Annotated in this window: 30 protein-coding genes, 2 tRNA genes and 4 pseudogenes; 18 read left to right on the top strand and 18 right to left on the bottom strand. The window is 50.0% G+C overall.

Features of this window, described 5'->3' with window-relative positions; genetic code table 11:
• Window positions 1-869 (top strand): FKBP-type peptidyl-prolyl cis-trans isomerase N-terminal domain-containing protein (locus ABLV11_RS17910; protein ID WP_348855588.1); only part of this gene is annotated, 869 nt, incomplete at its 5' end.
• A gap of 91 nt (window positions 870-960) precedes the next feature.
• Here ABLV11_RS17910 and ABLV11_RS17905 read toward each other — a convergent pair.
• From ABLV11_RS17905 to ABLV11_RS17825, 17 genes and pseudogenes are all read right to left on the bottom strand, one after another.
• Window positions 961-1,410, bottom strand: a pseudogene (locus ABLV11_RS17905) (PTS transporter subunit EIIC); the annotation flags it as partial.
• A gap of 218 nt (window positions 1,411-1,628) precedes the next feature.
• Window positions 1,629-2,105 (bottom strand): GNAT family N-acetyltransferase, encoded by a 477-nt coding sequence (locus ABLV11_RS17900; protein WP_224250563.1) that lies wholly within the window; start codon window positions 2,103-2,105, stop codon window positions 1,629-1,631.
• Window positions 2,106-2,816: 711 nt separating this feature from the next.
• A tRNA-Leu gene (locus ABLV11_RS17895) sits at window positions 2,817-2,919 on the bottom strand.
• Window positions 2,910-4,100, bottom strand: a complete 1,191-nt coding sequence (locus tag ABLV11_RS17890) for a DUF3596 domain-containing protein (RefSeq protein WP_348855586.1) — start codon at window positions 4,098-4,100, stop codon at window positions 2,910-2,912. Before ABLV11_RS17890 ends, ABLV11_RS17895 begins: the two co-directional genes overlap by 10 nt.
• Window positions 4,061-4,267 (bottom strand): hypothetical protein, encoded by a 207-nt coding sequence (locus ABLV11_RS17885; RefSeq protein ID WP_047683674.1) that lies wholly within the window; start codon window positions 4,265-4,267, stop codon window positions 4,061-4,063. The genes ABLV11_RS17890 and ABLV11_RS17885 overlap by 40 nt, the downstream gene beginning before the upstream one ends.
• Before the next feature lie 42 nt (window positions 4,268-4,309).
• Window positions 4,310-4,876 carry a 3'-5' exonuclease gene (locus ABLV11_RS17880; RefSeq protein WP_163530180.1) on the bottom strand — a complete coding sequence of 189 codons (567 nt, stop codon included), beginning with the start codon at window positions 4,874-4,876 and terminating at the stop codon, window positions 4,310-4,312.
• A gap of 1 nt (window position 4,877) precedes the next feature.
• Window positions 4,878-5,141 (bottom strand): annotated as a pseudogene (locus tag ABLV11_RS17875) (hypothetical protein); the annotation flags it as partial.
• A 193-nt stretch (window positions 5,142-5,334) separates the two neighbouring features.
• Window positions 5,335-5,652, bottom strand: a pseudogene (locus ABLV11_RS17870) (DUF550 domain-containing protein); the annotation flags it as partial.
• 264 nt (window positions 5,653-5,916) lie between these two features.
• Window positions 5,917-6,171, bottom strand: a complete 255-nt coding sequence (locus ABLV11_RS17865) for a hypothetical protein (protein WP_224324779.1) — start codon at window positions 6,169-6,171, stop codon at window positions 5,917-5,919.
• The gene (locus tag ABLV11_RS17860) at window positions 6,164-7,240 is read right to left on the bottom strand and encodes a DGQHR domain-containing protein (RefSeq protein ID WP_348855584.1); all 1,077 of its coding nucleotides are present in this window, start codon (window positions 7,238-7,240) and stop codon (window positions 6,164-6,166) included. Before ABLV11_RS17860 ends, ABLV11_RS17865 begins: the two co-directional genes overlap by 8 nt.
• A 113-nt stretch (window positions 7,241-7,353) precedes the next feature.
• Window positions 7,354-8,082, bottom strand: a pseudogene (locus ABLV11_RS17855) (hypothetical protein); the annotation flags it as partial.
• Entirely contained in the window at window positions 8,075-8,275 is a 201-nt protein-coding gene (locus ABLV11_RS17850; RefSeq protein WP_200780683.1) for a hypothetical protein, read from the bottom strand. The gene ABLV11_RS17850 and the pseudogene ABLV11_RS17855, both read right to left, overlap by 8 nt.
• Window positions 8,275-8,802 (bottom strand): HD family hydrolase, encoded by a 528-nt coding sequence (locus ABLV11_RS17845; protein WP_348855590.1) that lies wholly within the window; start codon window positions 8,800-8,802, stop codon window positions 8,275-8,277. The genes ABLV11_RS17850 and ABLV11_RS17845 overlap by 1 nt, the downstream gene beginning before the upstream one ends.
• Before the next feature lie 129 nt (window positions 8,803-8,931).
• Window positions 8,932-9,759: a DUF2303 family protein gene (locus ABLV11_RS17840; protein ID WP_285195804.1), complete on the bottom strand. Its 828-nt coding sequence runs from the start codon at window positions 9,757-9,759 to the stop codon at window positions 8,932-8,934.
• A 56-nt stretch (window positions 9,760-9,815) separates the two neighbouring features.
• Window positions 9,816-10,187 (bottom strand): hypothetical protein, encoded by a 372-nt coding sequence (locus ABLV11_RS17835; protein ID WP_001515608.1) that lies wholly within the window; start codon window positions 10,185-10,187, stop codon window positions 9,816-9,818.
• 1,596 nt (window positions 10,188-11,783) lie between these two features.
• Window positions 11,784-12,017 carry a hypothetical protein gene (locus ABLV11_RS17830; RefSeq protein ID WP_348855583.1) on the bottom strand — a complete coding sequence of 78 codons (234 nt, stop codon included), beginning with the start codon at window positions 12,015-12,017 and terminating at the stop codon, window positions 11,784-11,786.
• A gap of 173 nt (window positions 12,018-12,190) precedes the next feature.
• Window positions 12,191-12,865, bottom strand: coding sequence for a LexA family transcriptional regulator (locus ABLV11_RS17825; protein WP_142477583.1), 675 nt, complete (start codon window positions 12,863-12,865; stop codon window positions 12,191-12,193).
• An 87-nt stretch (window positions 12,866-12,952) separates the two neighbouring features.
• Between ABLV11_RS17825 and ABLV11_RS17820 the strand changes: the two genes are divergently transcribed.
• The 17 genes from ABLV11_RS17820 (at window position 12,953) to ABLV11_RS17740 (ending at window position 25,019) form a co-directional block, all read left to right on the top strand.
• Window positions 12,953-13,153, top strand: coding sequence for a YdaS family helix-turn-helix protein (locus ABLV11_RS17820; RefSeq protein WP_049099516.1), 201 nt, complete (start codon window positions 12,953-12,955; stop codon window positions 13,151-13,153).
• Between the two features lie 44 nt (window positions 13,154-13,197).
• Window positions 13,198-13,749, top strand: a complete 552-nt coding sequence (locus ABLV11_RS17815; protein ID WP_015370235.1) for a YmfL family putative regulatory protein — start codon at window positions 13,198-13,200, stop codon at window positions 13,747-13,749.
• A 172-nt stretch (window positions 13,750-13,921) separates the two neighbouring features.
• Complete coding sequence (locus ABLV11_RS17810; protein ID WP_064349867.1) at window positions 13,922-14,101, top strand: DUF4222 domain-containing protein; 180 nt, start codon at window positions 13,922-13,924, stop codon at window positions 14,099-14,101.
• Window positions 14,091-15,002 (top strand): conserved phage C-terminal domain-containing protein, encoded by a 912-nt coding sequence (locus tag ABLV11_RS17805; protein WP_224324775.1) that lies wholly within the window; start codon window positions 14,091-14,093, stop codon window positions 15,000-15,002. The genes ABLV11_RS17810 and ABLV11_RS17805 overlap by 11 nt, the downstream gene beginning before the upstream one ends.
• Entirely contained in the window at window positions 14,999-15,457 is a 459-nt protein-coding gene (locus tag ABLV11_RS17800) for a hypothetical protein (protein WP_348855580.1), read from the top strand. Before ABLV11_RS17805 ends, ABLV11_RS17800 begins: the two co-directional genes overlap by 4 nt.
• Window positions 15,458-15,635: 178 nt before the next feature.
• Entirely contained in the window at window positions 15,636-16,589 is a 954-nt protein-coding gene (locus ABLV11_RS17795; RefSeq protein ID WP_348855579.1) for a phage N-6-adenine-methyltransferase, read from the top strand.
• Window positions 16,582-18,432 (top strand): DNA cytosine methyltransferase, encoded by a 1,851-nt coding sequence (locus ABLV11_RS17790; RefSeq protein ID WP_015370239.1) that lies wholly within the window; start codon window positions 16,582-16,584, stop codon window positions 18,430-18,432. The genes ABLV11_RS17795 and ABLV11_RS17790 overlap by 8 nt, the downstream gene beginning before the upstream one ends.
• Window positions 18,429-18,905: an SOS-response repressor and protease LexA gene (locus tag ABLV11_RS17785; protein WP_348855578.1), complete on the top strand. Its 477-nt coding sequence runs from the start codon at window positions 18,429-18,431 to the stop codon at window positions 18,903-18,905. Before ABLV11_RS17790 ends, ABLV11_RS17785 begins: the two co-directional genes overlap by 4 nt.
• On the top strand, window positions 18,902-19,300 hold the full coding sequence (locus tag ABLV11_RS17780) for a RusA family crossover junction endodeoxyribonuclease (RefSeq protein WP_064398040.1): 399 nt from the start codon (window positions 18,902-18,904) through the stop codon (window positions 19,298-19,300). The genes ABLV11_RS17785 and ABLV11_RS17780 overlap by 4 nt, the downstream gene beginning before the upstream one ends.
• A gap of 89 nt (window positions 19,301-19,389) precedes the next feature.
• Complete coding sequence (locus ABLV11_RS17775; protein ID WP_348855576.1) at window positions 19,390-20,244, top strand: antA/AntB antirepressor family protein; 855 nt, start codon at window positions 19,390-19,392, stop codon at window positions 20,242-20,244.
• Window positions 20,241-21,296 carry a DUF968 domain-containing protein gene (locus ABLV11_RS17770; protein ID WP_154980789.1) on the top strand — a complete coding sequence of 352 codons (1,056 nt, stop codon included), beginning with the start codon at window positions 20,241-20,243 and terminating at the stop codon, window positions 21,294-21,296. The genes ABLV11_RS17775 and ABLV11_RS17770 overlap by 4 nt, the downstream gene beginning before the upstream one ends.
• Before the next feature lie 18 nt (window positions 21,297-21,314).
• On the top strand, window positions 21,315-22,145 hold the full coding sequence (locus tag ABLV11_RS17765; RefSeq protein WP_064411119.1) for an antitermination protein: 831 nt from the start codon (window positions 21,315-21,317) through the stop codon (window positions 22,143-22,145).
• A 210-nt stretch (window positions 22,146-22,355) separates the two neighbouring features.
• Window positions 22,356-22,547, top strand: coding sequence for a hypothetical protein (locus ABLV11_RS17760; RefSeq protein WP_016809733.1), 192 nt, complete (start codon window positions 22,356-22,358; stop codon window positions 22,545-22,547).
• A gap of 149 nt (window positions 22,548-22,696) precedes the next feature.
• A complete protein-coding gene (locus ABLV11_RS17755; RefSeq protein WP_348855573.1) occupies window positions 22,697-23,746 on the top strand; it encodes a site-specific DNA-methyltransferase in 1,050 nt (349 codons plus the stop codon).
• Window positions 23,737-23,812: transfer RNA gene (locus ABLV11_RS17750), tRNA-Thr, on the top strand. Before ABLV11_RS17755 ends, ABLV11_RS17750 begins: the two co-directional genes overlap by 10 nt.
• 629 nt (window positions 23,813-24,441) lie before the next feature.
• On the top strand, window positions 24,442-24,867 hold the full coding sequence (locus ABLV11_RS17745; RefSeq protein WP_015370231.1) for a tellurite/colicin resistance protein: 426 nt from the start codon (window positions 24,442-24,444) through the stop codon (window positions 24,865-24,867).
• A 29-nt stretch (window positions 24,868-24,896) separates the two neighbouring features.
• Window positions 24,897-25,019: a DUF3927 family protein gene (locus tag ABLV11_RS17740; protein WP_348855572.1), complete on the top strand. Its 123-nt coding sequence runs from the start codon at window positions 24,897-24,899 to the stop codon at window positions 25,017-25,019.
• A gap of 479 nt (window positions 25,020-25,498) precedes the next feature.
• Here the strand turns inward: ABLV11_RS17740 and ABLV11_RS17735 are convergent, their stop codons facing one another.
• Window positions 25,499-25,909 carry a hypothetical protein gene (locus tag ABLV11_RS17735; protein ID WP_042928127.1) on the bottom strand — a complete coding sequence of 137 codons (411 nt, stop codon included), beginning with the start codon at window positions 25,907-25,909 and terminating at the stop codon, window positions 25,499-25,501.
• Window positions 25,910-26,083: the final 174 nt, after the last annotated feature.

Here is a 26,083-nt window from a genome sequence, read left to right as displayed (position 1 = left end):
CGCTGAACAAAAAGAATGGCGAACTGACCGCCGCTGCCGAAGCGGCGCAGAAAAAGCTGGATGAGACCACCCGCATGCTGTCGGCGCAGATCGCCGCGCTGCAAAAGCAGAACGCCCAGGGCGAAAGTCAGCACAAATCCGCGCTCGACGCGCTGAACAAAAAGAATGGCGAACTGACCGCCGCTGCCGAAGCGGCGCAGAAAAAATATACTGAGTCAGTTGCTGCTTTGAACAATCAAAATCAGAAATTACAGTCTGCCCTTGATAGCCAGGCCATAAAGGAAAGTGAGTTAAAGCTTACTGATAAAAGCATTAAAAATGCCTACGCACTCGGCGTTTTCTATCTGACTCAGGCGCTATCGGATGTGAATAAAATGGCTGACAATGATGTGAAGCTGTCGCCTTCGGCGCTGGTTTCAGGCTTTAACGATGCTTACCATAAAAAGCTGAAAATCAAAGAAGGTGAAATAGAAACCATCGTTAACACCCTTAATGAGCAAATGTCATCTAAGTACGTTGATATTGAAAAAAGAATCATGGCCAAAATTAAAAATAAAAAATATGAGGTTTTGCCTAATGGTGTCTATTTCGTGATTGATAAACAAGGGAAGCAACCTTACAAGCAGAATGAGTCCTTATCCCTGAATATACTGGAGAAAAAGCTTGATGGTACCCCAATACTCAATACGATGAATTCCAGGATGATATACGACAAACAAATCGATCCCCTGATGGCCAAAGTTTTATCTGCGGGCTTAAAAGGCGGCGCGGTCACGCTATATGGTCAGGCTGGTTCGCTGTACAGCACGACGCCCGCTGACATAAATCCTGATACGTTAATCTCAATTACCTTTGAACTCATTCCCTGATCGTCGATAGCGGGCACCGGCAGATTGGCGCATTCGCAGGGTGGCAGGCCGAATACGTAAGATTCATACCCGTAACCGATATAAGACTGTAGCCCGAAAGCGCGCCGGTGAGGATCCCGGCGAAGACCCCCATCTTAAGCACCTGGCCGCCCAGCACCATGCTCTGGCCGGCTGCTTTCATCTGTTCCGGCGCCGCGAGCTGGCCCTGCAGCTGCAGTGTGATATTCATGGCGTTGATAAAGACGATAAACGTCACCAGGCCAATGAGCGCCGCGTAGCCTTTATCGCGGGCGGCCAGGCCTACGGGGATCCCAATGGCGAAGATCAGCACCAGGTTCACCAGTACCGATACCGCTGATTTAGCAATGAGCTGGCCGATATTCTGAATTAAAGGATGGCCGAGCAAGGGCAGATATTCCGCAAGGTTGCCGTCGCCCAACACGTTGCCAAAAGCGATAAACAGACCCACTATCGGCAAGATAAGTACCGGCCCATAGAGGGATTTTCCAAAGTTTTGTAGGGCGTTCACAGCTCGTTTCATGGTTATCTCTCTTATAGAACTGCGCACAGGGTGCGTCACAGGCATAAAACTAGCAGGATGAAGGGGCGGTAAGCTATTTATCTAATTGTTTTAAAAACAAATGACGCGGAAAGTAGCATGTGACCTTCCGCGGTGTGAACGAGGTAACAGCAGATTAATCAGAGAAATTTTTGTCGGGATAGAGGTATGTGAGTATGACAAGCTGAAAGTAGGGGGAATTAATGAGCGGGTTGTATGTTTAAAACAAAAATCTGCTCATCATCCTCCGTGCAGGAACAGGAAAATCCGAGTTTGTTCAGTAAATTTATTGAGGGAAGATTATCTGCCACAACGCCGGCTTTTACGGCTAAAAAACCTTGCTGCTTACACCAGTCAATGACCGCCATCGCAGTTTCAAGGGCGTAACCCTGACCTGCATACCGCGGGCTAACGGTGTAGCCAAGCCAGATGGTCTCGTTTTCTTGTTTTAAGTAGAGATCGCCAATCAAAGTCCCGGTCGCGGTATCGATCGCCGCGAGCTGCATGCCCTGCGTAAGAGAAGCGTTTCCCAGCAACGCCTCGGCATAAGCTTCCTTTGTCAGGCCCTTAAACCCCTGGTACTGCATCCATTCGGCATCGTTGCGATATGCCATAAAAGGCTCGATATCATCGGCGTTAAACGGTCGTATCACGCAGCGTTTTGAGTAAATATTCAAAATTGATCCTGTGAAAATGGGGCGTGTAACGTCTTTTTCGCCATCCTGCGACGTAAAGCCCGTGCAATGCCGATGAGTGCCAGAGAGCATAATCGAATCTCAACTCATGATTGTCTTTTATTTGCGTCAATAAATGCAATGTGAAGCCGTCCCTTTTCATCTGGAAACGGAAGATAGACGAATACAGGATTGAGAAGCAGGCCGCCACCAGGCTACTCATCAGGGGCGGATCAATGTGGTCTCCGGTTCCGGAGCATGCTGAACCGCTGCAGTAACGAGTGTCGCGGCCACTTGTGGTGCGGAAACAGGCAGGATGAACAGCGGGGGAAGTAGGCAACCAGCGTTACTGGTAAGGATTTCGAAATAAAAGAGCGAATGTGGCGAACGGCCAGAGCGTAAACCCGCTGGATTTGATGATTAGCTCAAGGCCATCCCCATCAGGAAAACGTAGTGCGCTTTAATGAGAATGTCTGATTTTATCTCATTGAATAAAAAGTGTTTTTTTTCTGATGCACAGGCTTAGTTTTAGGTTCCACAAAAACACTAAAGCTTTATGAGGTGCCTGACAAGGTGCCTAAAAGGTTCGGATTTAATTAGTTGGCATCTGACTTCGCGGGACAAATTGCAGGCACAAAAAAGCCCGCAGGGCTTGCGCCGTGCGGGCTCTTAGGACTTCATCGGATGACTCTGGTAATCACCGATGGAGAATTTTGGTGGAGCTGGCGGGAGTTGAACCCGCGCCCGAAACTTTATAACCTAATGATAAACAATGATAAAAAAATTTAGCGTTTTGCTGCGGATCCTTTACGGCTCCTTTGAGGTTCCACCGCTGACCAGCTTGGGTCGTTTTTCAGTGTTGCCGTCATACTCCTTCAGATAGCGTCCATAATGCCTGAACAACATTTCTGGCCCTTTATGTCCCATCTGTGATGCCAGCCAGAACAGGTTAGCGCCTCGACTTATATGTCGGGTCGCGAACGTATGCCTGGTCTGGTATGGATTGCGGTACCTGATCCCAGCTTTACGTAAAGTTGGCACCCAGGCTTTCTTTCTTATCGCATCGGCACCCGCCCATGGTTTTTCTGTCTTAGGATCCTCAAAGACCGTTGCATCTTTCATAAAGGTGAAAGGCTTCTGAGAAGTCAGGGCATACAAGGCTTCTTCGGTTAACTCAACTTTACGTGTTCCAGCTTTAGTTTTCGTGCCCTTAATTACCCCCACTACGCTGGCATTTTGCACATGCGCTGTTTTGTCGATAAAGTCGATATCGCGCCAACGGAGGGCGCAGAGTTCAGAACTACGTAGCCCGGTTTCAATTGCAAAGCGGAATATGTTTTCCCACTGCTTATTACCCGCCGCATGCAAAAGCGCTTCAACCTCGGCCGGCGAAAGCGGATCAACAATATAATCACTTTCATCCTCAGTTTTACTGCTCTGGTAGCGCGAGGCTGTCACCAGTGACACAGGGTTAATCTGCAATACACCATCAGTAACAGCTTCATCCAGGGCTGAGCGTAGGAATGAAAGTTGGTTCCTGATCGTCTTTAATGTCGTTTTCTGACTCTGGATCCATGTTTTTAAAGCAGCAGGTGTTAATTCGCTGGCAGGAAAAATGTGAAGTGATGCCAGAGCATTTAAACATTTCTTATATCCGCCGATTGTTGAAGGTGATAATTTTCTCGTTTCACAAATTATAAGATATTCATCGAGATAATTTTTTACCGTTTTTCCTGTTGAAGCATTACCAAATATTTTAAGTCGTGCCGATCGGGGAAAGTGTTCACCATAATTGAATGTACCCCGCTCAATTTTATTGTGAATTTCGCCGAGTGTTCGCTCGGCGTATTTAATGTTTTTGCTATTAACTTCAAGGTTTGATAAAGGTTCCCGGCATTTCACCCCCTTATAGGTAAAGGTAATATTGATGGTTTCCCCAGTACTATGTTTCCTGATCGTTACGCCGCGCGGGAGTTTAGGCGATTTTGTCGAGCCCATTTTGCAACCTCACTAAGATCTATCCATCTTTCCTTAACGCCTTCGACCTTTAGCACCTGTACTCCTTCACGCCATACGCCACGCTGAATGCGCTTATTTATGGCATCAGGGGTTTCGCCTGTCTCTTTGCAATAAGTTGAGATGGGAACACAATCGAGGCTCAGCATAGATTTCTCCATTGCCCGGCTGCACCCGGGCGATTAGGGTTATTATTCGTCGCTTGAAGGCAATAGTTTCTGCCAGATTACCGATACATATTTTGCTTGGTGGCGGGCATCGGCCAATGCGTTGTGCGCTATACCATCGAATGGCATATTGCGTTTAGGGTCGAAACCAAGTTGTTTACCGAGCAACACCATGGTGCGCACGTCGCTGTCGTTCCAGAATTGCCACGGGCAGGTTTGGCCAGCGCGGTCGTAGGCTGAGCGCAAAATCACGTTGTCGAAGTTGGCACCATTACCCCAGACTTTCAGATAACGTGGATTGTCAGAGTTACGACTGATAAATGAGCTCAGCTCGGAGAGAGCAAAGGTAATGCTTCTTGTATCGTCGGTACAAATAGCTGCGCGGGCCTCTGATGATTGTTTCAGCCACCACAGGATGGTGTCACCGTCAGGAGTCGCACCCTGATCCATAGCGCTGGCGAGGTTAACGGCCACATAGAACTCTGCGCCCAGATCCCCAGAATGTGGATCAAAGAACACAGCACCGATGGAGACGATAGGGGCGTTTGGCTTGTTACCCATTGTTTCGAGGTCGATCATTAAATGGTTCACGTTAAATATTCTCCTGCGGTGCGGCAGCAAAATGCTCGACACCTTTAATCCAAATATCTTTTATAGTCGTCCAACTGACTGGCACTTTTATTTCAATTCTGCCGCTGCCGTCGCATGTTTCGCACTCATCATCACCAAAACACTCCGGGCAGTTTACGAACTTGGTTTCTGAAAACTCACCAGATAGCACACCTTTTGCGCCGTTCTCAGCGGTTAGCCTCATCGGCACCATCACGTAACCATTCGGGATTACCGGAGAGTTGCCAACTTTGCGGCGCGCGTTATCCAAGTCTGTTTGCAACTGAATAACCCAGCGAGCGAGTTCACCTTTTTCCCCGGATTCAAAACGTAAATCATCCAAACGATATTTATCAATCATTGCTGTTATCCTCACTGCAGTGGTGCCGCCCCTCTGGGTCAGTGGATATATGTCCACAGATATCGCACACTATTTCATCCAGCACTACCGCCGATGGCTGCTCTTTGATGTGCAATCGCGGCTCACCATCTTTCGGCTCAGGCCACACCCGCGCCTTATTCACCGCTAGTTTTTCAATCATCGCCTTAGTGATTTGCTCGTCAGTGATACCGGCACGGCGCTGGGCATCCCACAGCAGAAACTGCATATCAGCCCACTCGCTGAGGTCGTCTGGTTCTGCAGCGGATTCAAGCGCTTCTTTGCTTAAGTGTTTCAGTGGACCAATCGGGCCGACATTACCAAAGGTGGCCTGAGACCACTCGGCGTGCTCGCGGCGTACGTGCTCGCGGTCCGACGCTAGCTGCGGTATGGCGTAGAGTTGCGCACCAAAGTCAGGAAGTTCGCCAGTGACCTGGACGAACTTTTGTTTACCTCCGTCAATTCCAAGCGGGTAGTAAGCTCTAATCTCTGCCACCGGCTCACTGTCCATTTCGGCCAGCGCAATGCGAGCCAGCTCCTCAGCCTCTTCAGCTGGCAGCATTACGTTGCTTCCAGCACCGTAGGTGTCACGCCATGATTGAATTTTTTCCAGCCGTTTTCTGGTTAACTGATTACTGGTCATTTATTCAGCCTCCACGCTGTTAGCATGGCAATAATGCTCACCATTCGGGCGCGTAGACGTTACACCACAGCGTGGACATGGTTCAGGAAACGTTAGAACCAACTGTTCAACAACTGCTGAAACTTCCTGCTGTTCAGCGTCGGTAAGCTGGCGCTTAAGTTCAAACTCCAGCGAATCGACGACTAAGAAGGCGAAGCCCTCAATAGAACTGCGCATAGCATCAATGATTTTTTCTTTCGTCAGGGCATCAGTCATGGCTGGCCTCCTTACCGCTACTAACAGACAAGTTTTTATTCACGATGGCATCCATTAGGCGTGTTGCAGCAGCCTTCTGAGCGGAGACATTCGCAATGACCGTTGGCCTGGATTTCTCACAGTTAGCGCAAATACCATTCCATGATGAAATGAGGAAAAAATCTTCACGATCGGCAATGCCGGTATTCATTACCAGGTCCTCAATCATCAGCGTGACCCCGCGAACTCCCCGACCTTCGCTTAATCTCTGCACTGCGTAGCCGAAGGCGTTGATCATCACAGCATGGAACTGGATATACTCGCGTTTGTATTCGGACTGATTCGTACCGCGGCGAATATCATCTAAACCTGTCAGCATAAGCCACGCATTCCATAACCCTTCAAGATCATCCTGTGAGCAGGAACCTGAAAATTTTGCCGTGGCATCACTAAGGGCCTTGAAACTCACCCACTTATCACTTTTCGCTGGAACGACGTTATGCTCAAAATCGGTGACTTCAGAAAAGACATCGTGTGAACTGATAAAGCTGACCATTTCCTGCGCGTTCTTATCGCGCCCGTTATAAGCCATGTTGATAGCCGCAGATGGTTTGGAAACATTATTGTTAATGTCGGAGAAGAACTGCTGGCGCGTCTTCAGTGGCAACTGGAGAGTAAGCATCATCGGGACATGGATCGGTTCATCAATGGTGCGGCAATACTCCGCAATACCGGCTGCACGATGCTGACCATCAAACAATTTAATCTCTGCATCCAGCGGGAAACGGGCCACCCCGACATTAGTGTTTCCGAACTCTTCGAATTCAACATACGAGTCGCAGTTACCTACAAGGGGCGGAATAATGAATGGTTCCTTGTTTTCGTATGCTTCAACGAGATACTGATAAAACTTTTTCGCCCTGGCTGGGTTCAGTTCTCGCTGAGATCGATCAAGGGTGTCCCCATAGTTATCGCTGGCGAGGACTCTCGTTAGTGTCCGTGCAGGTACTGTCAGCATCAGGACAATTGAACCACCCTGAGTTCCACGCGACGCCGGAAATTCAAAAAAATGATCGCCTATTTTGCTCATAACATCACCCATTCGATCATCATGCATACGCCCCAGATTACAGCGACTACTGCAACCCACCCGGCAACATTAACCAGTGCAGCAAACCAGAGAAGGGCGCGCCGGCTGTAATTTTCGAGGGCTTTTGTGATTTCCTTACGTGATTTGATGCGCGGCTTTGCCTCACCGAGAACCTGGCGCTGACGACGCGCTTTTTCATGACCAGTAGTGCCAGCGGTCGCCGCTTCGATTTCGGCTACCTTTTCCCGCTGTTCTTCGGGTTTTAGTGATGCCAGTTGACGCGCCTGGGTAACTGTTACTGTGCCGGACTCTACCGCGTCTTTGACTGCCTGAGTGGCATCCAGAAGGGATAGGGTAGCGCGTACAGTGGGGACGCTGACGCCGAACATCAGCGCGAGGTCTTCCTCGTCATGCCCGCGCTCCAGCGCATCAGCCATCTTTTTGGCTCTGCCGAGCGGTGTGTCGGCCTGGCGGATTTCGTTTGCGCTGACCATTGCCTGAGCCATGCGAACAGCAGAACCGCGTTTAGTGACAGCCGGAACCAGCAGCGCAGTTTTACCCTCTTTGGCCAGGCGCCTGTTAGCCTCCAGGGTATGACGGACACGCTGACGGCCATCAACCACGCAGGAGTACCCAGTTTCCGGGTCTTTCCAGACAATAATCGGCTCCAGAACACCCTGGTCTATGATGTTCAGCACCATGGCTTCACTGAGAGGTAAGTGAATACGCTCATCGTAAAGCGGGTGAGCCTTGTCAGTGACAATATGCAGATTTTCCGGCTCGAACATCAGAACGTTTGTCTTGCCGCTGGCACCATAAGCATCGATCGAGTTTTTAGCCATTTCTGTTTACCTCGCTCAGGTTCGCTATCATCGCGGCCATAGCGGTGTTCTGGTCCATTGCCTCTGTAAGGGCGACAAAGGTCACATCCAGCCTTGACGCTATGTCTTGCATTAATTGTGCTGCTGCTGGTGGTAGGTCAGGTGCTGCAGCGTATGCTGCAGCAACCAATTCTTTCACTTTCACATGTGCCATTAGCGCCGCTCCATCAGTTGGTTAAAGCGGTTCATGAACATGCCGTAAGACTGGCCCGGGCGGACGGGGTTAATCACAAACTGGTCGGTAGGAATGACACCGTCGAGCATCGGCCAGTGGGTGCCGTCGTCGATCTCAAAGTCGCGACGTTCGCTGGCCAGCATCACCAGGTCGGCATATTTAACGGTCGGGTGCTGCTCAGCCGGCAGGCCGAATTTTTGGCGTATAGCTGCATCAACCTGATCTTCAATGGCGCGGTAGTCAGGAAGAAGGCGTTTCAATGGGGCAGGGATATCCTGCAAATATGCCTCGGCGGCGTCATGCAGCAGCGCTTCAAGCGCAAATTCCTGAGGTACCAGTAGGCTCGTTAATACGCTGTGCTGTCCAACGCTATAGAAATCCGGCAGGTGGCCGGCAAATCGGCAGATATGCGAGAGGGCGGTTGCAATATCCTCGATCTCAATCGCGTCTTGCCGGATATTGAGATAGTTAAAATGTTTGCCTGAAAGGGTTTGAATAAAGCTCATTTTTTTCTCCATACTTTACGCCTGCACAGCGCTGATTTTGGGGTGTAAAAATCCCTCGCCAGGTGGCGATTAATTGCAGGATTACGCTTTAATAAATCCCCGCAACGACGGGGATTTAATGGAGAGCAATCAGGCTTTGAAGTTGCCGATAAAGGTTTCTACCGGCTTGCCGTCGAACTTGCCAACCAGCAGATCGCGGAACTCATTGGCGATCGCTTCTTCCTGGGCCTCCAGTTGGACAATACGCAGAACGAAAACCGGGTCGCTACTTTTCAGCAGACTGTTGCGCAGACTGAAACGACGTTCGCCCAGGCCTTCATAGGGTACACACTTAAACTCAAACGCGACCGGCATAACATCTTTACTGCTGGCTTCGATACTTTGCATCAGCGATTTTTTGCCGCTGAAATCACCGTCTTCATGATCGGCGGCATTAGTTTGCTGGATAGTGACACGGCGAACCGCCTGCGCTGCCTGTGCAATTTTCATTGTCTGTCCGTCAGCATCGAACGCAGTGAGATAGTCGCTCCAGTCTTCGAGCCATTCGGCGATTTGCTTCTGATTAAGGTGATCGCCGTTGATCGCCAGTAACGCGCGGAAGGGCGCTGTCTTCTTAAGCTTGATCGAGGCGACGTTATCAGCGTGGCCTGGGTTATGCAGCGTACCGATGTTGAAGATGGAGCGAGCAAGCATGTTATCGGCATCGATAAAGCAACGTGCTTTTTCTTCTTCCTCGGCATAACCAACAGAATAGCGAACGAAATCATCAATGCTGGTTGTGTCCATGGCGCCACGGAAACGAAAGCGCTCATAAGCAAAACGCTCCAGGCTTTCAATGCTTGTATTTTGAGGTAACAGAGCGGTTGGGCAGGCCAGGCCGGGGATATCGTTCAGGTGATAACCGGAAAGCACCAGGTCTTTGACTTGCTGAAAAGTACCGCTGTCTAACTGAGACATAAAAATTCCTTATTAACTGATTAGCGAAGTGGTATCAGTGAATTTGTAGGTGCGGTTCACTGAGCCGCTTTAAGCTTTCCGTCCACCGCGCCGGTGATACCGAAGAGTTGCCCCTGATCCTCCTGCAGGATTGTGAGCTTGCCGCCTTTGTTAACCCACATTGGTGTTTCTGTGGTGTCCTCTTCCGACGCTTTGCCGCGGGGAGTTGGGGTGCTGTAGTTCAGCTTGTGCTTAATCTTGACGCGCTTCTCTTCAACAGAGTTGCCCATACGCTCAAAATCAAAGGTGAGGACAACCTTGCCTTTGTTGCCATTGTTCAGAACGCCGAGCGCGGTGGTATTAAGAGCCGCCGCAATCTTGTTCATGAATACGCCGGCGTCCAGTTCACCCAGGAAATCGGGCACTACTGTCATGCGATCATTACTCATGGTTTTACCCTCTCGAAAGGCGGCTGCCACCGCCGGGAATTTCTCCGTACACAACACAGAAGAGCACCTGCGGTTAGGACGCCGCCCGGGTGGATTGGGTAATGAGCCCGTCGCCCGGTGATGCTCTTTTGTATTGTGTAAAAAGGGCGGTTATCCATCAGAACGTTATCCTCTTCCTCCTTTGGATAGTGGAAAACTGGATAACCGCCAAGACTACACACAGCACAGTTAACTAGGTTGTGGCGGTGGTGCCTCCACCTGCCGGGTTAAGCCATAACCGGCGACGTACACTGCCCGGAAGCGCATTCATTGCACGGGTTTGGCTCGTCACGTGCGCATAGCCGCAATTACCACAACGAAGAGAGCACTGCCTGTGTCCGAATCGAACGGACCTTTTCCCTGCCCATCACCAGATATAGAACTATCCTGGCGTCTGGAATTGAACCAGACTCTGTGCCTTGCTCGTCAATGCCCTCATCGTTGTGCGCCGGTCTTTCCCGGCTGTCATCGTGCTTCCTCTGCTTGCCACGCTGGGCCGTCTACTTCCGGCTGTCACTGCCGTCGAGGGTGCTGGCATCTCACCGTTTTTACAGTTGAACGTCTGCCGCTGTTATCGGAGCGGAGTCGCCACTTCGTAGGACATTTATGGACCGTCTTGTAGTGGTAAGTCATCCAGTCCCGATAAACATCCTCAGTAGAAGGGGGCTTATCGGGAATGAATGTTGTGACACCAGATCGCTAATCTGCTTACTTCCCGCCGCTCTGTTTTGGTATTGGCAACCAGCTGCTGTTGCTCAGTCGATTTTCGGGTCTTTGCGTCGACCGGCGCTGCAGTACGCTTGTACACGTCACAACGGAAAGAGCACTCCGATCTTCAACCAACGCCCCGTCATAGCTTTTCGGCGCATCCACATGGCGCTTGGGTTTCAGCCTCGTGTGGCGGGAATGCTCTTACCTGTTGTGCCCTTGTCTCTTCCGAAGCGTCACACCTTTTCGCCGCGCTGGTGGGGCGCACGTCGTGCCTGAAACACCTGGCTTGCACATTCCAGTTGTCCGGATAGCGCATGGAACTTCAAGGGAACCATCCGGGCTGCTAACGCTGCATGTGCCATACAACGGTCGTGAATATTGCCGTTCACAACTGGAAGCGCACTCCTTCAGTTACAAACCAGTCCCCACGACGGATGAAGATGGAATGCGCTTTCATGTTGTGTACGATTCATCTACCCCGGTTCGGCGGCGCCACCTCGCCGGGGCAGATGCAAAGGATCGTTACGCGATCATTCGGCTTGTTGGTATGGCCGGAAGTATCAAGTCCCGACATCGCGGATTCTGCTTCTCCGCCCCGATTTCACCCCCGCTATTGTTTAGCGCGCAAACCGAGAAAATCGCCTTCAACGCTGTAGGCTTTCGCCATGTTCGATCAGGAATCTTCGGGCGGGGCGCCGGCGACCAACCGGCACAACCCCTACAGTATTAATCCAGGCTTACTGGACCCCCGACGCCGTGGGCTAAACGGCTGCTGTATGTCGGGTGAGTTTCTGTTGCTGGTGGTCAATCCAGCTCCGCAACCCCTCCCGAAGACACCTGTGGTAATTAACTTGCCTTGGACGGCAGGCCGAGGATGCTGCGCATTTCTTTTTGAGTGCGAATGGCTATGGCGATCGTTAGGTCAATATCTCCCCGGTAAGCTGTGCCATCTTCACAAATAATAAGAGTGATTGATTTTTGGCCTTTCTTGCTTACCTCGAAGCGATGCGCTTTACGGACTACATGACAGCCGTTTGCTAATGCGTCCTTGATAAGGTTTTCAATGCCCTTGCTTGCCATGATCTGTTCCTATTTGGTTTATCTGTCAGCGAATCATCCCGGTCTTCTTATGCCCCTGGCGGCTACTTCGTGGGCGTCCTGCCTGTTCGCTGTTTCTTTTAGGTACATTATGTACCGTCGAGGTACATTGTCAAGTGTAAAAAAACCCGCCGAAGCAGGTTTAATAGTCTTTGTTATGTTTTCGTTCGGTATCGTCTTGGTTTACCAGAAAAAATTACGGTACCAATGATAGAGCAATTACCATTGATTTTGATGTAAGGTTCTGGCCAGTTTGAGTTAAGTGCTTTTAGATAGCGTTGTCCTGCATCTTCAATCAACCGTTTAAATGTAGTCTCACCAGAATCGTGCATTAAGGCGATCACATCATCTCCATGCACTGCTGGAACTTCGGGATCAACAAAAATCATATCACCGGGCCTATATTCGTCGATCATTGAGTCGCCAATAACTCGAAGAATATAAGTCATCGGCCCACAAGGAACAGGGCATGGATAGTTTTCAGTGCTATTCAAATCAACCTCAGCATAGCCAACTTCGGTCCATGCTCCTGCTTGTACCCAGGATATAACCGGAACCATGGTGATATTTCTATTTGTATCAGAGACATCGGGCGTTTTAGCAACATTAGTGGTTTGATGTTCCTGATCTAACCACCCAGTAGGTAAGTCAAAACACTTTTCAATGTGCCTTGCCATTGCATCGCCGATGTTTTTAGTGGCGCCATCTCCCATGAACCGGCTGGTTTGAGTCGGCTCGCGATCAATCATATTGGCGAAGTAAATATTACCGCCAACACCATCACGCAATTTTCTGGCGTTTAACCGCCTGATTTCCTGGATTGTTTTCATATTGAAATTAAACCGTGTGTACCTTCTAGGTACAAGTACCTTGAAGGTTCATTTCTTTCGTGTAATATGTACACAGGAGGTACATATATGAAAGAGTTCTGGGATTCATTAACTAAAGAGCAACAAAGCAATTTAGCTGCAAACGTTGGCTCTACACCCGGTTATCTGCGTTTAGTTTTTAACGGCTACAAAAAAGCCGGATTTGATCTGGCAAAAAAACTGGAAAAAAGCACATCCGGTGCGATCACGAAGTTTGATCTCCGACCAGATATCTATTCCAAACAATAACATTTGGTTTTAGCAGCGTTAACCACAGAAGTAGGAGGTAAGCCGTGGGTATAGAACCTGAATGGAAAGTAGAGAAGCAACCGGCGTGGCTGGTGGCCGCGATTAAAAAGACTATCACCGAACTGGATGGGGGTTATGCAGAAGCTGCTGAATGGTTAGGCGTTACAGAAAACGCGCTCTTTAACCGCCTTCGCGCAGAAGGGGATCAGATATTCCCGCTCGGTTGGGCAATGGTACTCCAACGTGCAGCGAGCACAAATCATATAGCTAATGCTATCGCACGCCACTCCAACGGCGTCTTTGTTCCGCTTGCTGAAGTAGAAGACGTGGACAATGGCGACATTAATCAACGGCTTATGGAGTCGATTGAGTGGATTGGAAAACACTCCAGCTTCATTCGTAAAGCAACTGCTGATGGCGTTATTGATGCCGATGAAAAGGCTCAGATTGAGCAGAACAGCTATCAGGTGATGGCAAAGTTCCAGGAGCATGTAGCGCTTCTGTTTCGCGTTTTTTGTACTCCAGAAAAGAGTGACGCCCGCGAGTGTGCAGCTCCGGGCGTCGTGGCGAATAAATCTTTGTGTATGGAGAAATAATCCGCATGAGCAATTTAATCGTAAATCTTCAATTACCGCAACTACGGATGTACCCGATCCCGGGCGTTTCGTCGTTTCGGTATGAGCGCATGGTATGCGGTAAATGGGTCGAGTGTAACCACAGTCGGGCACGCGGAGTTGTGGGGGTCTTTAACCGGAGGGCTAAAGCGTTATGCGAGAAGTTAACCGGAAGTTCAAAGACCACTATGGCAATCCAGTCAGAGTTATCCGCTGGGAGCCTGAGACACGTCGCGTCATCTACCTGCGGGAAGGCTATTCCCACGAGTGCTTTAGCCCACTCGATCAGTTTCAACGCAAGTTCAGGGAAGTAGAGGGCAGCCATGAGCAGTAAATTACACGGCCTCGTATGGGAAGCATGCGCTTTCAAAGGGCTGATAATCTCAGAAATAGCGGTCATGGCTCGCCTGGCAGATTTCAGTAATGACGAAGGTGTGTCATGGCCAGCGGTAACCACTATTCAGCGACAGATCGGCGCCAAGAGCGAGAATACTGTCCGCAGCGCTATCAAAAAGCTTCAGGCTAAAGGTTGGCTGAAGAAGCAGGAACGGCGCGTGGGCGGAAAGAATAATTCGAACGTTTATAAACTCAATGTGGACATGCTGGAACGTGCAGCAGCTGAAGCAAAAATCTTCTATGCAACGCCACGTGAACAATCAAAATTTGATGCCTCAGAATTTGATGGTTCAAAATTTGAGGGGTCAAATTCTGATGCCTCAAATAATGGGTCTGTAACCCCTCAAATATTGCGGGAGGACCCCTCAATGGTTGAAGGCGATCCGTCATTAGATCCGTCATTAGATCCGTCATCTAAAAAACCTTCTTGTCGGGCTCCTGCGGAACCCGACGATAAGCCGGATCCTGAAGTTGTTATTACCGATAACGCGATCGAAGTTCTGGCACACCTGAATCTGGTCAGCGGTTCCCGTTACCAGAAATCTAAGACCTCGCTGGAGAACATTCGCGCCCGCCTCCGCGAAGGTCATACCGTTAGCGACTTGAAATTGGTAATCGACGTCAAGCATGAGCACTGGCATGGCAACGACGAGCAATACCAGTACATGCGACCCGAGACACTTTTCGGCCCTAAAAAATTCGAGGGATATCTGCAAAGCGCTATCCGTTGGGATGCTAAAGGCCGCCCGCCAAGGGAGTCGTGGGACAAAACCAGACCGCGGGATGTTAATTCAATTAGTCCAGTACAAACCACGATTCCACGGGGGTTCCGGGGATGAACATAGCCAAGTCGATCTTTGAATTTATTGAGAAGAATCCAGGCAAAATGCTGCGCGATATCACTGCGGCATTTCCTGAAACCAAACCGGTAACAGTGAAGAGCGCTGTTCATCGCCTTTACTACGACGGGGAACTTGCCAGCGTTGAAGTTACTGGTGGGTTTATCTACTTCGTAGCGGGATCCATCGATATTGAAGAGTACCTTCCTGGTGGGCTTTCGGGGGAGATTCTTGCCCTTGAAGCGACAGCCAAAAAGCTGGAAGAGAAGCGCTATTACCGCCGTGCGGCGACGGTATGGCAGCAACTTTGTGACAGCAACTGTACGGCTAAAGCAAGAGAGCGATACCTGCGTCTTAAGAATGCTTCTGTTCGAAACGCCAGAAACATGAATGATTCTGCCGGGTCATGCTATCCGGCTGGAAATTACTGCGGAGGTGACTTGTGCTCCGATTGAAGAAGATTTTGATAAGTCTCCGGCGCCTTGTGCGTTTGCATCACTGGCGTTACTGGTGGCAGCACGATGTTATTTTTCGCAGAAAATATGCACTCCTCAGAAATGACCTTCTCAGCTTTGATCGCCGTTACTGGTTACTGAGAGCACTTGTTGATGCTGATCAGCGCAGGGGAAAACTATGAGTCAGGAAGTACAAGAAGCTATGACCGCAGAAGAGCAAACTTTAACAAAAACCGTCAGCCCTTATTGCCTGACACTTGAGGAACAGCGCCAGCGTAGTGCGCATTATTTAAAAGAAGTCGGGGATCAATGGCGTACCCCTGATCTGCTGTTCTGGGGCGTTAACGCTATGTTTGGCCCGCTTGTACTGGACCTGTTTGCAGACGACAGCAATGCAAAATGCCCCGCATGGTATACCGCTGAAGATAACGCATTAACACAGGACTGGTCCGCTCGCCTTGAAGAACTTGGTGGCGCAGGATTTGGTAATCCACCGTATAGCCGTTCTCAGTACCACGAAAAACAGGCAGTCACCGGCATGACTCACATCATGAGTTATGCATCTGAGCAGCGAGAAAAGGGTGGGCGCTATGTTTTCCTGCTGAAGTCAGCGACAAGCGAGACATGGTGGCCAGAAGATGCCGATCATGTCTGTTTTATCCGTGGTCGTATTGGTTTCGATCTCCCGACCTGGTTTATGCCGGCGGATGATAAACAGAAACCCACCAGCGCCTTCTTTGCTGGCGCAATCGTGATATTTGATAAGACATGGTGTGGGGAGCGCTTTAGCTATATCGATCGTATAGAGCTTGAGGCGAAAGGGCGCGCGAGTATGGCTTTGGCTGAGTTTGCTGCAGGAAAATTCCTGTCACCAGCTTCGCCAGTTCAGTCTCCTGAAGTGATCATCCCCGATGCTGTTGCATCACTAGCTGAGGCTGAATCCCGGATCTGGCCACTGGAAGTTGGTCTTGTCTTTGAACAGTTACAAGGCGCAGAGGATCTGGAATTCTCACAGCAGAACAAGCTGAAGGCCCACATTAACCAGTTGTGGCTGGAGCGGGTGCCCACCAGCGAAATCATCACCGTTGCTGGTGGTCTTGTCGGCAGCATGAGGGGGACCGCTCATGCGTGAGCTCATCGTAGACAACTTTGCGGGCGGTGGCGGTGCATCAACTGGGATAGAAATGGCGATCGGTCGTAGCGTTGATATTGCGATAAACCATGACGAAAACGCAGTGGCCATGCACCGAACTAACCATCCTGAGACGCTTCATTATTGTGAAAACGTTTTTGATGTTGACCCCTTGGCTGCGACAGGCGGGAAAGCTGTTGGGTTTGCGTGGTTTAGTCCGGATTGCACCCACTATTCAAAGGCCCGCGGCAGCAAGCCCGTCAAACGTGAGATCCGTGGTTTGGCCTGGGTATCTGTTCGCTGGGGATTGGATGTACGTCCTCGCGTGATGGCTCTTGAAAATGTTGAAGAATTTAAAACGTGGGGCCCGCTACTCTCTTGTGAGATGCGTCCTGATCCTGAGCGTTCGGGTGAAACCTTCCAGGCATTTGTTGGAATGCTTTCTACTGGTATACCTGAGGATCACCCGGCGCTGTTCGAATGTTGCGAATTTCTCGGGATATCGCCGGATAGCAAACAAGCCAAACGGCTGATTGCTGGCCTCGGGTATAAGGTCGAATATCGCGAGCTTCGTGCCAGTGATTATGGTGCACCGACGATCCGCAAGCGATTCTTCATGTTGATGCGTTGCGACGATAAACCCATTGTCTGGCCTGAGGCTTCGCATGGTGATCCTAAATCGGCCTCGGTGCTGACAGGTAAACTGGCGCCATGGCGGACAGCAGCTGAATGCATCGACTGGTCCATTCCTGCACCATCGATATTTGACCGCAAAAAGCCGCTTGCAGTTAACACGTTGAAGCGTATAGCTCGGGGTATCCAGAGATTTGTGGTCGATAGCGATAACCCATTCATCGTGAAATGCAACCATACCACGACACGCGGTAAATATGATTGTTTCCGTGGACAGGAGTTGTATTCGCCAATACAGACAATCACCAAAACTCATGGTTACGCGTTGGCGGTACCTACTCTGGCACCGTTTATGGCTGGAAATGGTGGTAGCCAGTACCAAGCTAAACCGCGCCCACTCAACAAACCAGTTCATACCATCCTAAAGCAATCCCGAGCATGCGTAGTTGCCCCGGTTATCGCACGCCAGTTCGGTGCCAGCATTGGCCATCGGGCAGATGAGCCTAGCGCCACGATTACCGCTGGGGGTGGGGGAAAGTCTCAGTTAGTCACGGCCACGCTTATTCAGATGGGGTATGGCGAACGGGTGGGGCAATCACCGCGGGTTCTAAATCTTGGTAAACCGTTGGGTACTGTTACAGCTGGGGGCAATAAGTTTGCCGTAACAACTGCGTTCCTGGCAAAACACTATGGCGGGAACTACACCGGTCCGGGCGTTGGGCTTGATGAGCCAGCTCACTCAGTGACTACAGTCGATCATCACGCTCTTGTGACATCGCACCTGGTAAAACTGCGCGGTACCTGCCGTGATGGTCAGCGCACCGATGAACCGATGCCGACAATCACCGCAGGAGGTCAGCATGTGGGAGAGATTAGCGCGCTGCTGGCGGCTAATGATTACGATGAGCGCCGTGCGGATCAAGTCAAAGAGTTCCTAAATTCGTTTGGCGTCAGCGAACTGGTGACGATTAAGGGCATTGTTTACCGGATTGTTGACATCGGAATGCGAATGCTACAGCCACATGAACTTTACCGCGCTCAGGGATTCCCGGACTGGTACATCATCGACCGGGACTACCGCGGCGTGAAGTATTCGAAGGAAAAGCAAGTTGCGCGCTGCGGAAACGCCGTGCCGCCGCCGTTTGCTGAGGCGCTGGTTAGGGCCAATCTGCCGGAAATGTGCGTTAACAAACAGGAGCGAGCAGCATGATGAAGTTAACTCTCAGGCAGCAGGAGGTTCTGAACCTCCTGATCGAGTACCAACGTAAGCATGGTTTCCCTCCGACCACTTACGAACTGACCGGCATGTTGGGGTGCCGGTCCCCCAATGCCGCAGTAACGCACCTCAAGGCGCTGGAGAGAAAAGGGGCCATCAAGATTACCCGCGGAGTTTCTCGCGGTATCAGTATCACCCCTTCGCTGTTGGCCAGAGAAATATCGGTCAATCTCAACAGCATCGTAAAAGTGAAACTTACTGCCGAAGCTCTAAGTTACTTGAGAAGCCAGCACGAAGAGAATCGAATCCAGCACCCGGCGATCTTCGGAGACTTTTCGCCCCCGATAACAGACGAAAATGGCTATACGTCAATGACCCTGTGGAGCCTCATGTCTGACCTTGGCCCGCTCTGCTATTGCGGAGGAGATGTTCCGTTTGAGTTGAAAATAGTGCTGGAGGCAGAATGAAATTTATACTTCCATTCCCACCCAGCGTGAACACCTACTGGCGGTCCCCAAATAAGGGGCCCGCAAAAGGTAAACACCTTGTCAGCGCAGCCGGCCGTAAATTCAAACATGCAGTACGTTCAGCGATCATTGAGCAACTGCGTGCAATACCAAAACCATCTACTGCGCCAGCAGCGGTAGAAATTATTCTCTATCCGCCAGACTATCGCCGGCGTGACCTGGACAATTACAACAAGGCACTTCTTGATGCTTTGACTTATGCCGGTATCTGGGAGGACGACAACCAGGTTAAGCGTATGGCTATTGAATGGGGTGAAATCGTCAAAGGAGGAAGGGTAGAAATCACCATAGTCTGCTATCAAAAAGTGGTGGATGTATGTACAGCTGTGGGTTGAAAGATTTGCGAGTTGGCAGTAATGTCGAATGGTGCAAACGAAACGGGCGTGCAGGCCCTTTCGTCACTTCAAAGTGTATGGAGATAAATATGGCTAACCATGTTATGGGCGTAGCTACGCCTGTCGATAATCAATTGCATCAGGTAATTCCGGTAATGCAGGGCACAATCGGCGATCAGAGAGCTTCGTTGGTAAGCGCCAGGCGACTGCATAATTTTCTTGGGGTCGGTCGTGACTTCAGCAACTGGATAAAGTCTCGTATTAGCCAGTACGGTTTTGCTGAAAACATCGATTATACAGTTATCGCCAGTTCTGGCGAAAACCCACTCGGCGGGCGCCCGGCAGTGGATTACATGGTCACCATCGATATGGGTAAAGAGTTAGCGATGGTAGAACGCAATGAAAAAGGTCGTCAGGTAAGGCGCTATTTCATTAGTTGCGAGCAGCAGGCAAAATCAGCGATAAGCCATACGCATCCTGATTTTTCCAACCCGGCGCTGGCTGCCAGGGCGTGGGCTGATGAGTATGAAGCCAGGCAGAGGATTGAGGCTTTAAGTCACCGGCAGGCTCAATATATCGATCATCTTGAAAACCTGTTTACCGACGGCTTATCCCCAGTGCAGTTCTGCAAACGTCTGAATGGTGTCAACGTCAGTAAAGTCAGCGCCTTCCTACAGAGCGCTAACTGGCTTTACGATGACAATCCTAACGGCAATCACGCGCAATGGCGTGTCAGATCTCAGGTCAGGGATAAGTATCTCACCGAGAAGAGCACAAAAGTTTCACCGAGCGCCGCCGCCATTTTCACAACATACCAGCCCGTCCTCCTACGCGATGGGGCTGTTTGGCTTTATCGCAAGTATCTGAAGGGACAACTGCCGATGAAGCAATCCTGGAATGGGGAATATACCCACGATAAAGAGCTTTCTGGGGGCATTCAGTGAGAGCATTACTGACCCCTGAAGTCGTGTCTCGTCTCGGTGTTGTTCTTTTCAAACCCGGTCATGAATTGATGCCTCTCTTTACCGGCGGCCGTGTCCTGATAGAGCGTCAGCCAGACGAGATGAAAACACTGCCCACTGGGCGGATCGCCGATGCACGTCAGCCGCTTGCAGAAATGGACATTCTGCGTTTTTTCATGAGGGATGAGAGGGTAATTAACGCAGCTGGTGGAATTAACGCTCTTGAGGCCTGGCTTCTACGACATGTCAGAGAGTGCCAGTACCCGCATTCCCACTATCACCACCATGAATTAGTGACTATGCGGCATCCGCCTGGCGCCATGGTTGTCTGCTGGCATTGTGATAATGAATTACGTGAGCAGACCACCGAAATGTTGTCAGAGCTGGCTTATCAGAATCTGGTTCAGTGGGTGATTGAAAGGGTGCTGATCAGCCTTGGATACAATAAGGAGCGCGAATTATCGATGGCGGAGCTTTGCTGGTGGGCTGTGAAATCCGGCATTGCTGACGCAATAACCGAGACGATGGCGCAACAGGCCTTAAGACTGCCTGAGGAACCTTTCCTGTCCGTTTATAAGGATAGCGATATTGTCCCGTCATTTGCTGCAGGTGAAATCCTTCAGGATCTTGTTGAGGGCATAGACCTGGCGGACGCCAGCGTACTCATTGAGCAACCTCAGATTGAAAGTAAACCCACTCTGAGGCTTAGTGTCGATCCGAACAGCCCCGAATCATTTATGCGCCGCCCAAAGCGCCGGCGCTGGACCTGCGAAGTTTACACACGTTGGGTTAAAACTCAGCCATGTGAATGCTGTAGGCAACCATCAGACGATCCACACCATATAATAGGGAATGGTCTGGGGGGAACTGGCACCAAGGCCCATGATCTCTTCGTGATACCACTGTGCAGAGTGCATCACGATGAATTACACGCCAATACATCAGAGTTCGAAAAGAAATATGGCACTCAGTTAGAGCTGTGGGCTCGTTTTCTGGATCGGGTAATGGGTATCGGCGTCATTGTAAAAGCTTGAGTGTATGGAGTACTGAGCATGAATATTGAATCAATTCCCAAATTTTTCGCGCCCAAAGGAATGCATATTTCCGATAGCGGTCGTGCAACCGCCAGCGAGCAACTCACTGTGACAGATGTAATGGCCGCACTGGGGATGACACAGGCAGAGGCAGGAATAGGCCTGTCAATGTTTTTGGGTAAAGCTGGAATCAGCGAACACGACAGAAAGGCATCCGTCAGTTGGTTGGCTGAATATGCAAAATCAAAAGCGCCTAGATCAATAAGAAAAGCAGCAGGGAAGAAGTTCCCGCTGTGTATGCTGATAATAGCTCGGTTCGCTTATAACGACTATGCCTCGTCTGCAGCTGACAGCGTAGATTGCAGGAAGTGTTCTGGTTCAGGCTTCATAAAAAAAACCTCAATGGTGGAAAAAAGCCACTACACAATGAGATTACCGCAATGGGCAAAAGACCTCAGGCAGTCACCTTCGGATTTTGAAGTAAAACGTCAGGTGGAAGAGGTTGACCATGTTCTTTGCTTCAAATGTGGCGGCACCGGGAAAATCAGCAAGCGATGCCAGTGTGGCGGTACGGGAAAAACCCTGGACCGTAAAGAGTCAGAGCTGCAGGGAGTGCCTGTCTACAAAGTGTGTAAACGTTGTGAAGGCCGCGGTTATAGTCGTCCTAAGTCTTCAAATGCTTACAGGGGTATGCTCTCTGAGCTGCCTGGTCTGCCAGAACGAACCTGGCGATACAGCTGGAAACCTTTCTATGAAAGTCTTGTTACAAAATGCTTTGAGGAAGAGAGTTATACCGACTCACAGCTTAAACGTGTGACAAATGTGTCTGATTTGATAAATATCGCATAATTTAGCGACACGTTACTTGCAAAGTTGCCGATTTTGTGTAATTTTATCTATAACGATGGGCTTTGTATGTTCAACGTTGACTAACCCGCCAGCGAGCGGGTTTTTTTATGGGCTAAAATCGATAAAATCTTCTTCTCTTTCAATTAGTTCTTGCTGGATACCGTCACCAGAGTTATCTGTATGTCACACCACTTATTTGAGGTAAAAGACATGCTAAATCAGCAAGATATGACGGAAACAGCCAAGGCTGTTTTTGATGAGTTAAGTGACAAACCGGCTACGGCTGGGGAGATTGCTCAGAATACTCACCTGAGCCGCGAACGCTGCCAGCTCATACTTACGCAGCTGGTAATGGCGGGGTTATCTGATTATCAGTTCGGATGTTATAAGCGCCTCCAGTAATGGGGGCTTTTGCTGTGAAAATGGGCGGCTGGTGGGTGTTGTAGCACCCGACCAGCCATCAGCTCATGCTTTCAGGTCACAAGCTAACCACGGCCCACTGCTTTAGCGCAAAAGCAAAGTGAGCCTATCAGAGTTACGCTTACTGATCTATGAAAAATACTGTAAAAATATCCAGTATTGAATTAATCAATGCTGATTGCCTGCAATACCTCCCATCGCTACCCGATAACTCCATTGATCTTATTGTTACCGATCCGCCTTATTTTAAGGTGAAGCCAAACGGCTGGGATAACCAATGGAAGGGGGACGAGGACTATTTACGTTGGCTGGATAGCTGTCTGGCACAGTTCTGGCGAGTGTTAAAACCTGCCGGCAGCATGTATCTGTTCTGTGGGCACCGCCTGGCAGCGGATATTGAGCTGTTGGTGAGAGAGCGGTTTAACCTGCTCAACCATATCATCTGGGCTAAGCCATCAGGGCGATGGAACGGCTGCAATAAGGAGAGCTTACGCGCTTATTTCCCGGCCACTGAGCGTATCATTTTTGCCGACCATTATCAGGGGCCATACAGGCCCAAAGACGATGGATATGCCGCAAAGTGTAATGAGTTAAAGCAACACGTCATGACGCCTTTAATTTCTTACTTCCGGGATGCCCGGGAATCTCTTGGCGTGACGTCGGCCCAGATTGCAGAAGCCACGGGTAAAAAAAATATGGTTTCCCACTGGTTTGGCCTTAGCCAGTGGCAACTGCCGAATGAAGCCGATTATTTGAAGTTGCAGGCTCTGTTTCAAAAAATCGCCATGGATAAGCACTCACGCAACGAACTGGGAAAACCTCACCACCAGCTTGTCGCTACCTGGCAATCACTTAACCGGAAGTATTCTGAACTTCAGCAGGAGTATTACCGGTTACGGCGCCCATTTAGCGTGTCGGTCACGGTGCCATATACCGACGTCTGGACACATAAGCCGGTTCAGTTTTATCCAGGTAAACACCCATGCGAAAAACCTGCCGATATGCTCCAGCAGATCATTACTGCAAGCAGTCGGCCAAGGGATGTCGTAGCTGATTTCTTTGCTGGTTCTGGTTCCACACTAAAGCAAGCGGCTCTGCTTGGGCGGAGTGGAATCGGCGTTGAACTGGAAACCGAGCGGTTTGAACAGACGGTCAGTGAAATGCGCAATTTGCTGGTTTAGCTCAGTAGGTAGAGCGCCTGCCTTGTAAGCAGGATGTCGGCGGTTCGATTCCGTCAATCAGCACCATATACCAATGTGATGATTCTGCCGGTGCAATTCCGGCGGCGTCTGCTCCACGAAACGGAGCGCACAACAGGTAAGATCATTGACCATGCTGAAATGGGCCGCACGTCAAAACGGCGTGCGCGAGTAAATACCCGCTACAGATTACCAGTGCTCTTTCCGTTGTGGCGAGCGAAAATATCGGTTGATCCCGGCCCATAACGTAGCGATGTGCAAGCGTTGATTGACGTTAAGCAGGAGATGGGCGCCTGCCACCACAACCTAACCCCCTACCTTAGGGCAAAACCGGGCGGAAGCCGCCGGATAAACGTAACCGGCACTTATATGGCTGCGGGGCCAGCGTCTGAAGCGAATCCCGATCACGATGCGAAAACTACATGTCCCAGCTGCGCGCAAAGTGACTTAAAGGCAGGGCCACAATTTGAATCTGCGACAACTTAGGTTGGTCGCTCCGTATCAGTAAGCGGATCCACCAGGCTCGCATTCGCGGGCCTTTTTCGTATTTGCGCCACGCTCGGCGTTATTTAACCACAGAGCCTTTCAGGGGTGAGCCATAGGGAATAGTCAGTGTGACTGTCTCTGTGGGCTGATCATTCCTGAGCGCTGGCTCACCCGCTAAAAGGAAAGTCACTATGTTTGGTATTTTTAAAAAGAAAGCACGTAAAGCCGTTGTTGAAGTGAAAAAAATGGAAAACCGCGATGCCGTAGAAGCCACGGTCTGGGGAGCGTACTCGATTGCATACGCCGATGGTACCTGCGATGCAAAAGAGATTGCAGTGCTGGAGAAGACTATTTCGGCCCTCCCGGCATTCGCGCCATTTGCTGGTGAAATTGCCCAGATGAGTTCGAATATTCGCGCTCGCTATGAAGCATCACCACGTTCAGCCAACGCTCAGGCGTTGCGCGAACTGGCTGACGTTGCCGGGACGGATGACGCTGTCGATGTTCTTTGCCTGTGTCTTGATGTAGCTGATAACGACGGCATCGGGGAAGAAGAAGAGAAACAGCTGAAGAAAATTGCCCAGGCTCTGCAACTTCCTCTGGACCAGTACCTGTGATCGGTAAACTTCGCTAGGCCGCAGCCGGGGTGCTTTTGTTTCTGGTGGTTGCTATCGACTTCACCAGCAAAATGATGTCAATCCTGGCTGATGGCGTGCTGGTAGCCGGGGTAATCGCTTTGCTCTGGCCCCTTATTAGATCCAGTGATTAGCACTGTGCAAAAGGCATCGTAATGGTGCCTTTGACAGAGTGTCAGTTATTGACGCCGCCTATGACTACATCCTAAATTATGCGTGTGGTGAATCCCCCTATGCGGAGGGGCATTGCCAGTCTGATATGTTTTTTTGCGCATTGCGAGTCGTCTGTGGACTGGCGGCGACTTACCGGGAGGCACCCGGCACCACACCTAATAAAAAATGATGATAGCTGTAAGGCCCACTTCGGTGGGCTTTTTCTTTGGGCAAAAAAAAAGCCCGCATGGTTTCATGCAGGCAAGGCAGTTACATTTAGATTTTGTCCCGGTATATGTTTTTTTGTCCGGAAGTTGAAAGATACTGTCTTGACTACTTTTTGTAAATAACGGATTCAAATCACAAGGCCATGCATTTGCGTGGCCTTGTGATTTGTGCCACCAGAGCATCATTCACTCTGTGCTTTGTCGTTAATCCATCTGGCGGCCATCCTAAAGGACTATCTGCTGAGTTCTTTTTTCAGAGGTTGCATTTTCTTCAGTACCTCATCTGAATTAGTGACTGAGAAACCCGTCGGGAAAAATAGCATTCCATCGGATGGATGTTCATCGTGCCAGTGCTTCGTGGTGGCCATCGTATGAGCGTCGAGATAACTGGTGTAAGCATCAAGGAGAGCGTTTTTCCTGCGCCTCGGGGCGTAAGGTAGCAACTGGTTGAAATCAGCATCGCTGATAAGCCTGAATGGATAAGAGCCTCCTTCAATAGCCTCAATTTCGCTTAGCAACTTTCCCCGCAGTGGTGCGGAATGCTTCCTGAACTCTGCCTTACGTGACGAATGGTTACTGATTAGTGACGGAATAAAGAGCCCTAGCAGTGTCAGTATCACTCCGATTACTGAAATAATTTCCATGAGATTTCCCTATGCCTGATTTTGTTTATTCAGTATTACCCGTGGTGGGATTCGGTTTTTCTTGTTTTGGTCTTGGATACATCCTTGGCTTCGTACGCGGACGAGACTGAACAAGAAGAATAAATCCGTCTGAGAGGGTGGTGAACCCTGATATTTTTACAGTGATTTTTGGTG

The organism is Klebsiella sp. GW_Kp181 (genome assembly GCF_040062315.1).
Taxonomy (GTDB): domain Bacteria; phylum Pseudomonadota; class Gammaproteobacteria; order Enterobacterales; family Enterobacteriaceae; genus Klebsiella; species Klebsiella oxytoca.
Note: the sequence above shows the minus strand (reverse complement) of the source record. Positions and strands in the feature narration are given on the sequence as shown.

Coding starts and splice junctions, on each gene's coding strand:
- ABLV11_RS17890 (WP_348855586.1), bottom strand. CDS start 4,100: ATGGGCTCGACAAAATCGCCTAAACTCCCGCGCGGCGTAACGATCAGG.
- ABLV11_RS17885 (WP_047683674.1), bottom strand. CDS start 4,267: ATGCTGAGCCTCGATTGTGTTCCCATCTCAACTTATTGCAAAGAGACA.
- ABLV11_RS17865 (WP_224324779.1), bottom strand. CDS start 6,171: ATGACTGATGCCCTGACGAAAGAAAAAATCATTGATGCTATGCGCAGT.
- ABLV11_RS17860 (WP_348855584.1), bottom strand. CDS start 7,240: ATGAGCAAAATAGGCGATCATTTTTTTGAATTTCCGGCGTCGCGTGGA.
- ABLV11_RS17850 (WP_200780683.1), bottom strand. CDS start 8,275: ATGGCACATGTGAAAGTGAAAGAATTGGTTGCTGCAGCATACGCTGCA.
- ABLV11_RS17845 (WP_348855590.1), bottom strand. CDS start 8,802: ATGAGCTTTATTCAAACCCTTTCAGGCAAACATTTTAACTATCTCAAT.
- ABLV11_RS17840 (WP_285195804.1), bottom strand. CDS start 9,759: ATGTCTCAGTTAGACAGCGGTACTTTTCAGCAAGTCAAAGACCTGGTG.
- ABLV11_RS17835 (WP_001515608.1), bottom strand. CDS start 10,187: ATGAGTAATGATCGCATGACAGTAGTGCCCGATTTCCTGGGTGAACTG.
- ABLV11_RS17830 (WP_348855583.1), bottom strand. CDS start 12,017: ATGGCAAGCAAGGGCATTGAAAACCTTATCAAGGACGCATTAGCAAAC.
- ABLV11_RS17825 (WP_142477583.1), bottom strand. CDS start 12,865: ATGAAAACAATCCAGGAAATCAGGCGGTTAAACGCCAGAAAATTGCGT.
- ABLV11_RS17820 (WP_049099516.1), top strand. CDS start 12,953: ATGAAAGAGTTCTGGGATTCATTAACTAAAGAGCAACAAAGCAATTTA.
- ABLV11_RS17810 (WP_064349867.1), top strand. CDS start 13,922: ATGCGAGAAGTTAACCGGAAGTTCAAAGACCACTATGGCAATCCAGTC.
- ABLV11_RS17805 (WP_224324775.1), top strand. CDS start 14,091: ATGAGCAGTAAATTACACGGCCTCGTATGGGAAGCATGCGCTTTCAAA.
- ABLV11_RS17800 (WP_348855580.1), top strand. CDS start 14,999: ATGAACATAGCCAAGTCGATCTTTGAATTTATTGAGAAGAATCCAGGC.
- ABLV11_RS17795 (WP_348855579.1), top strand. CDS start 15,636: ATGAGTCAGGAAGTACAAGAAGCTATGACCGCAGAAGAGCAAACTTTA.
- ABLV11_RS17790 (WP_015370239.1), top strand. CDS start 16,582: ATGCGTGAGCTCATCGTAGACAACTTTGCGGGCGGTGGCGGTGCATCA.
- ABLV11_RS17785 (WP_348855578.1), top strand. CDS start 18,429: ATGATGAAGTTAACTCTCAGGCAGCAGGAGGTTCTGAACCTCCTGATC.
- ABLV11_RS17780 (WP_064398040.1), top strand. CDS start 18,902: ATGAAATTTATACTTCCATTCCCACCCAGCGTGAACACCTACTGGCGG.
- ABLV11_RS17775 (WP_348855576.1), top strand. CDS start 19,390: ATGGCTAACCATGTTATGGGCGTAGCTACGCCTGTCGATAATCAATTG.
- ABLV11_RS17765 (WP_064411119.1), top strand. CDS start 21,315: ATGAATATTGAATCAATTCCCAAATTTTTCGCGCCCAAAGGAATGCAT.
- ABLV11_RS17760 (WP_016809733.1), top strand. CDS start 22,356: ATGCTAAATCAGCAAGATATGACGGAAACAGCCAAGGCTGTTTTTGAT.
- ABLV11_RS17755 (WP_348855573.1), top strand. CDS start 22,697: ATGAAAAATACTGTAAAAATATCCAGTATTGAATTAATCAATGCTGAT.
- ABLV11_RS17745 (WP_015370231.1), top strand. CDS start 24,442: ATGTTTGGTATTTTTAAAAAGAAAGCACGTAAAGCCGTTGTTGAAGTG.
- ABLV11_RS17735 (WP_042928127.1), bottom strand. CDS start 25,909: ATGGAAATTATTTCAGTAATCGGAGTGATACTGACACTGCTAGGGCTC.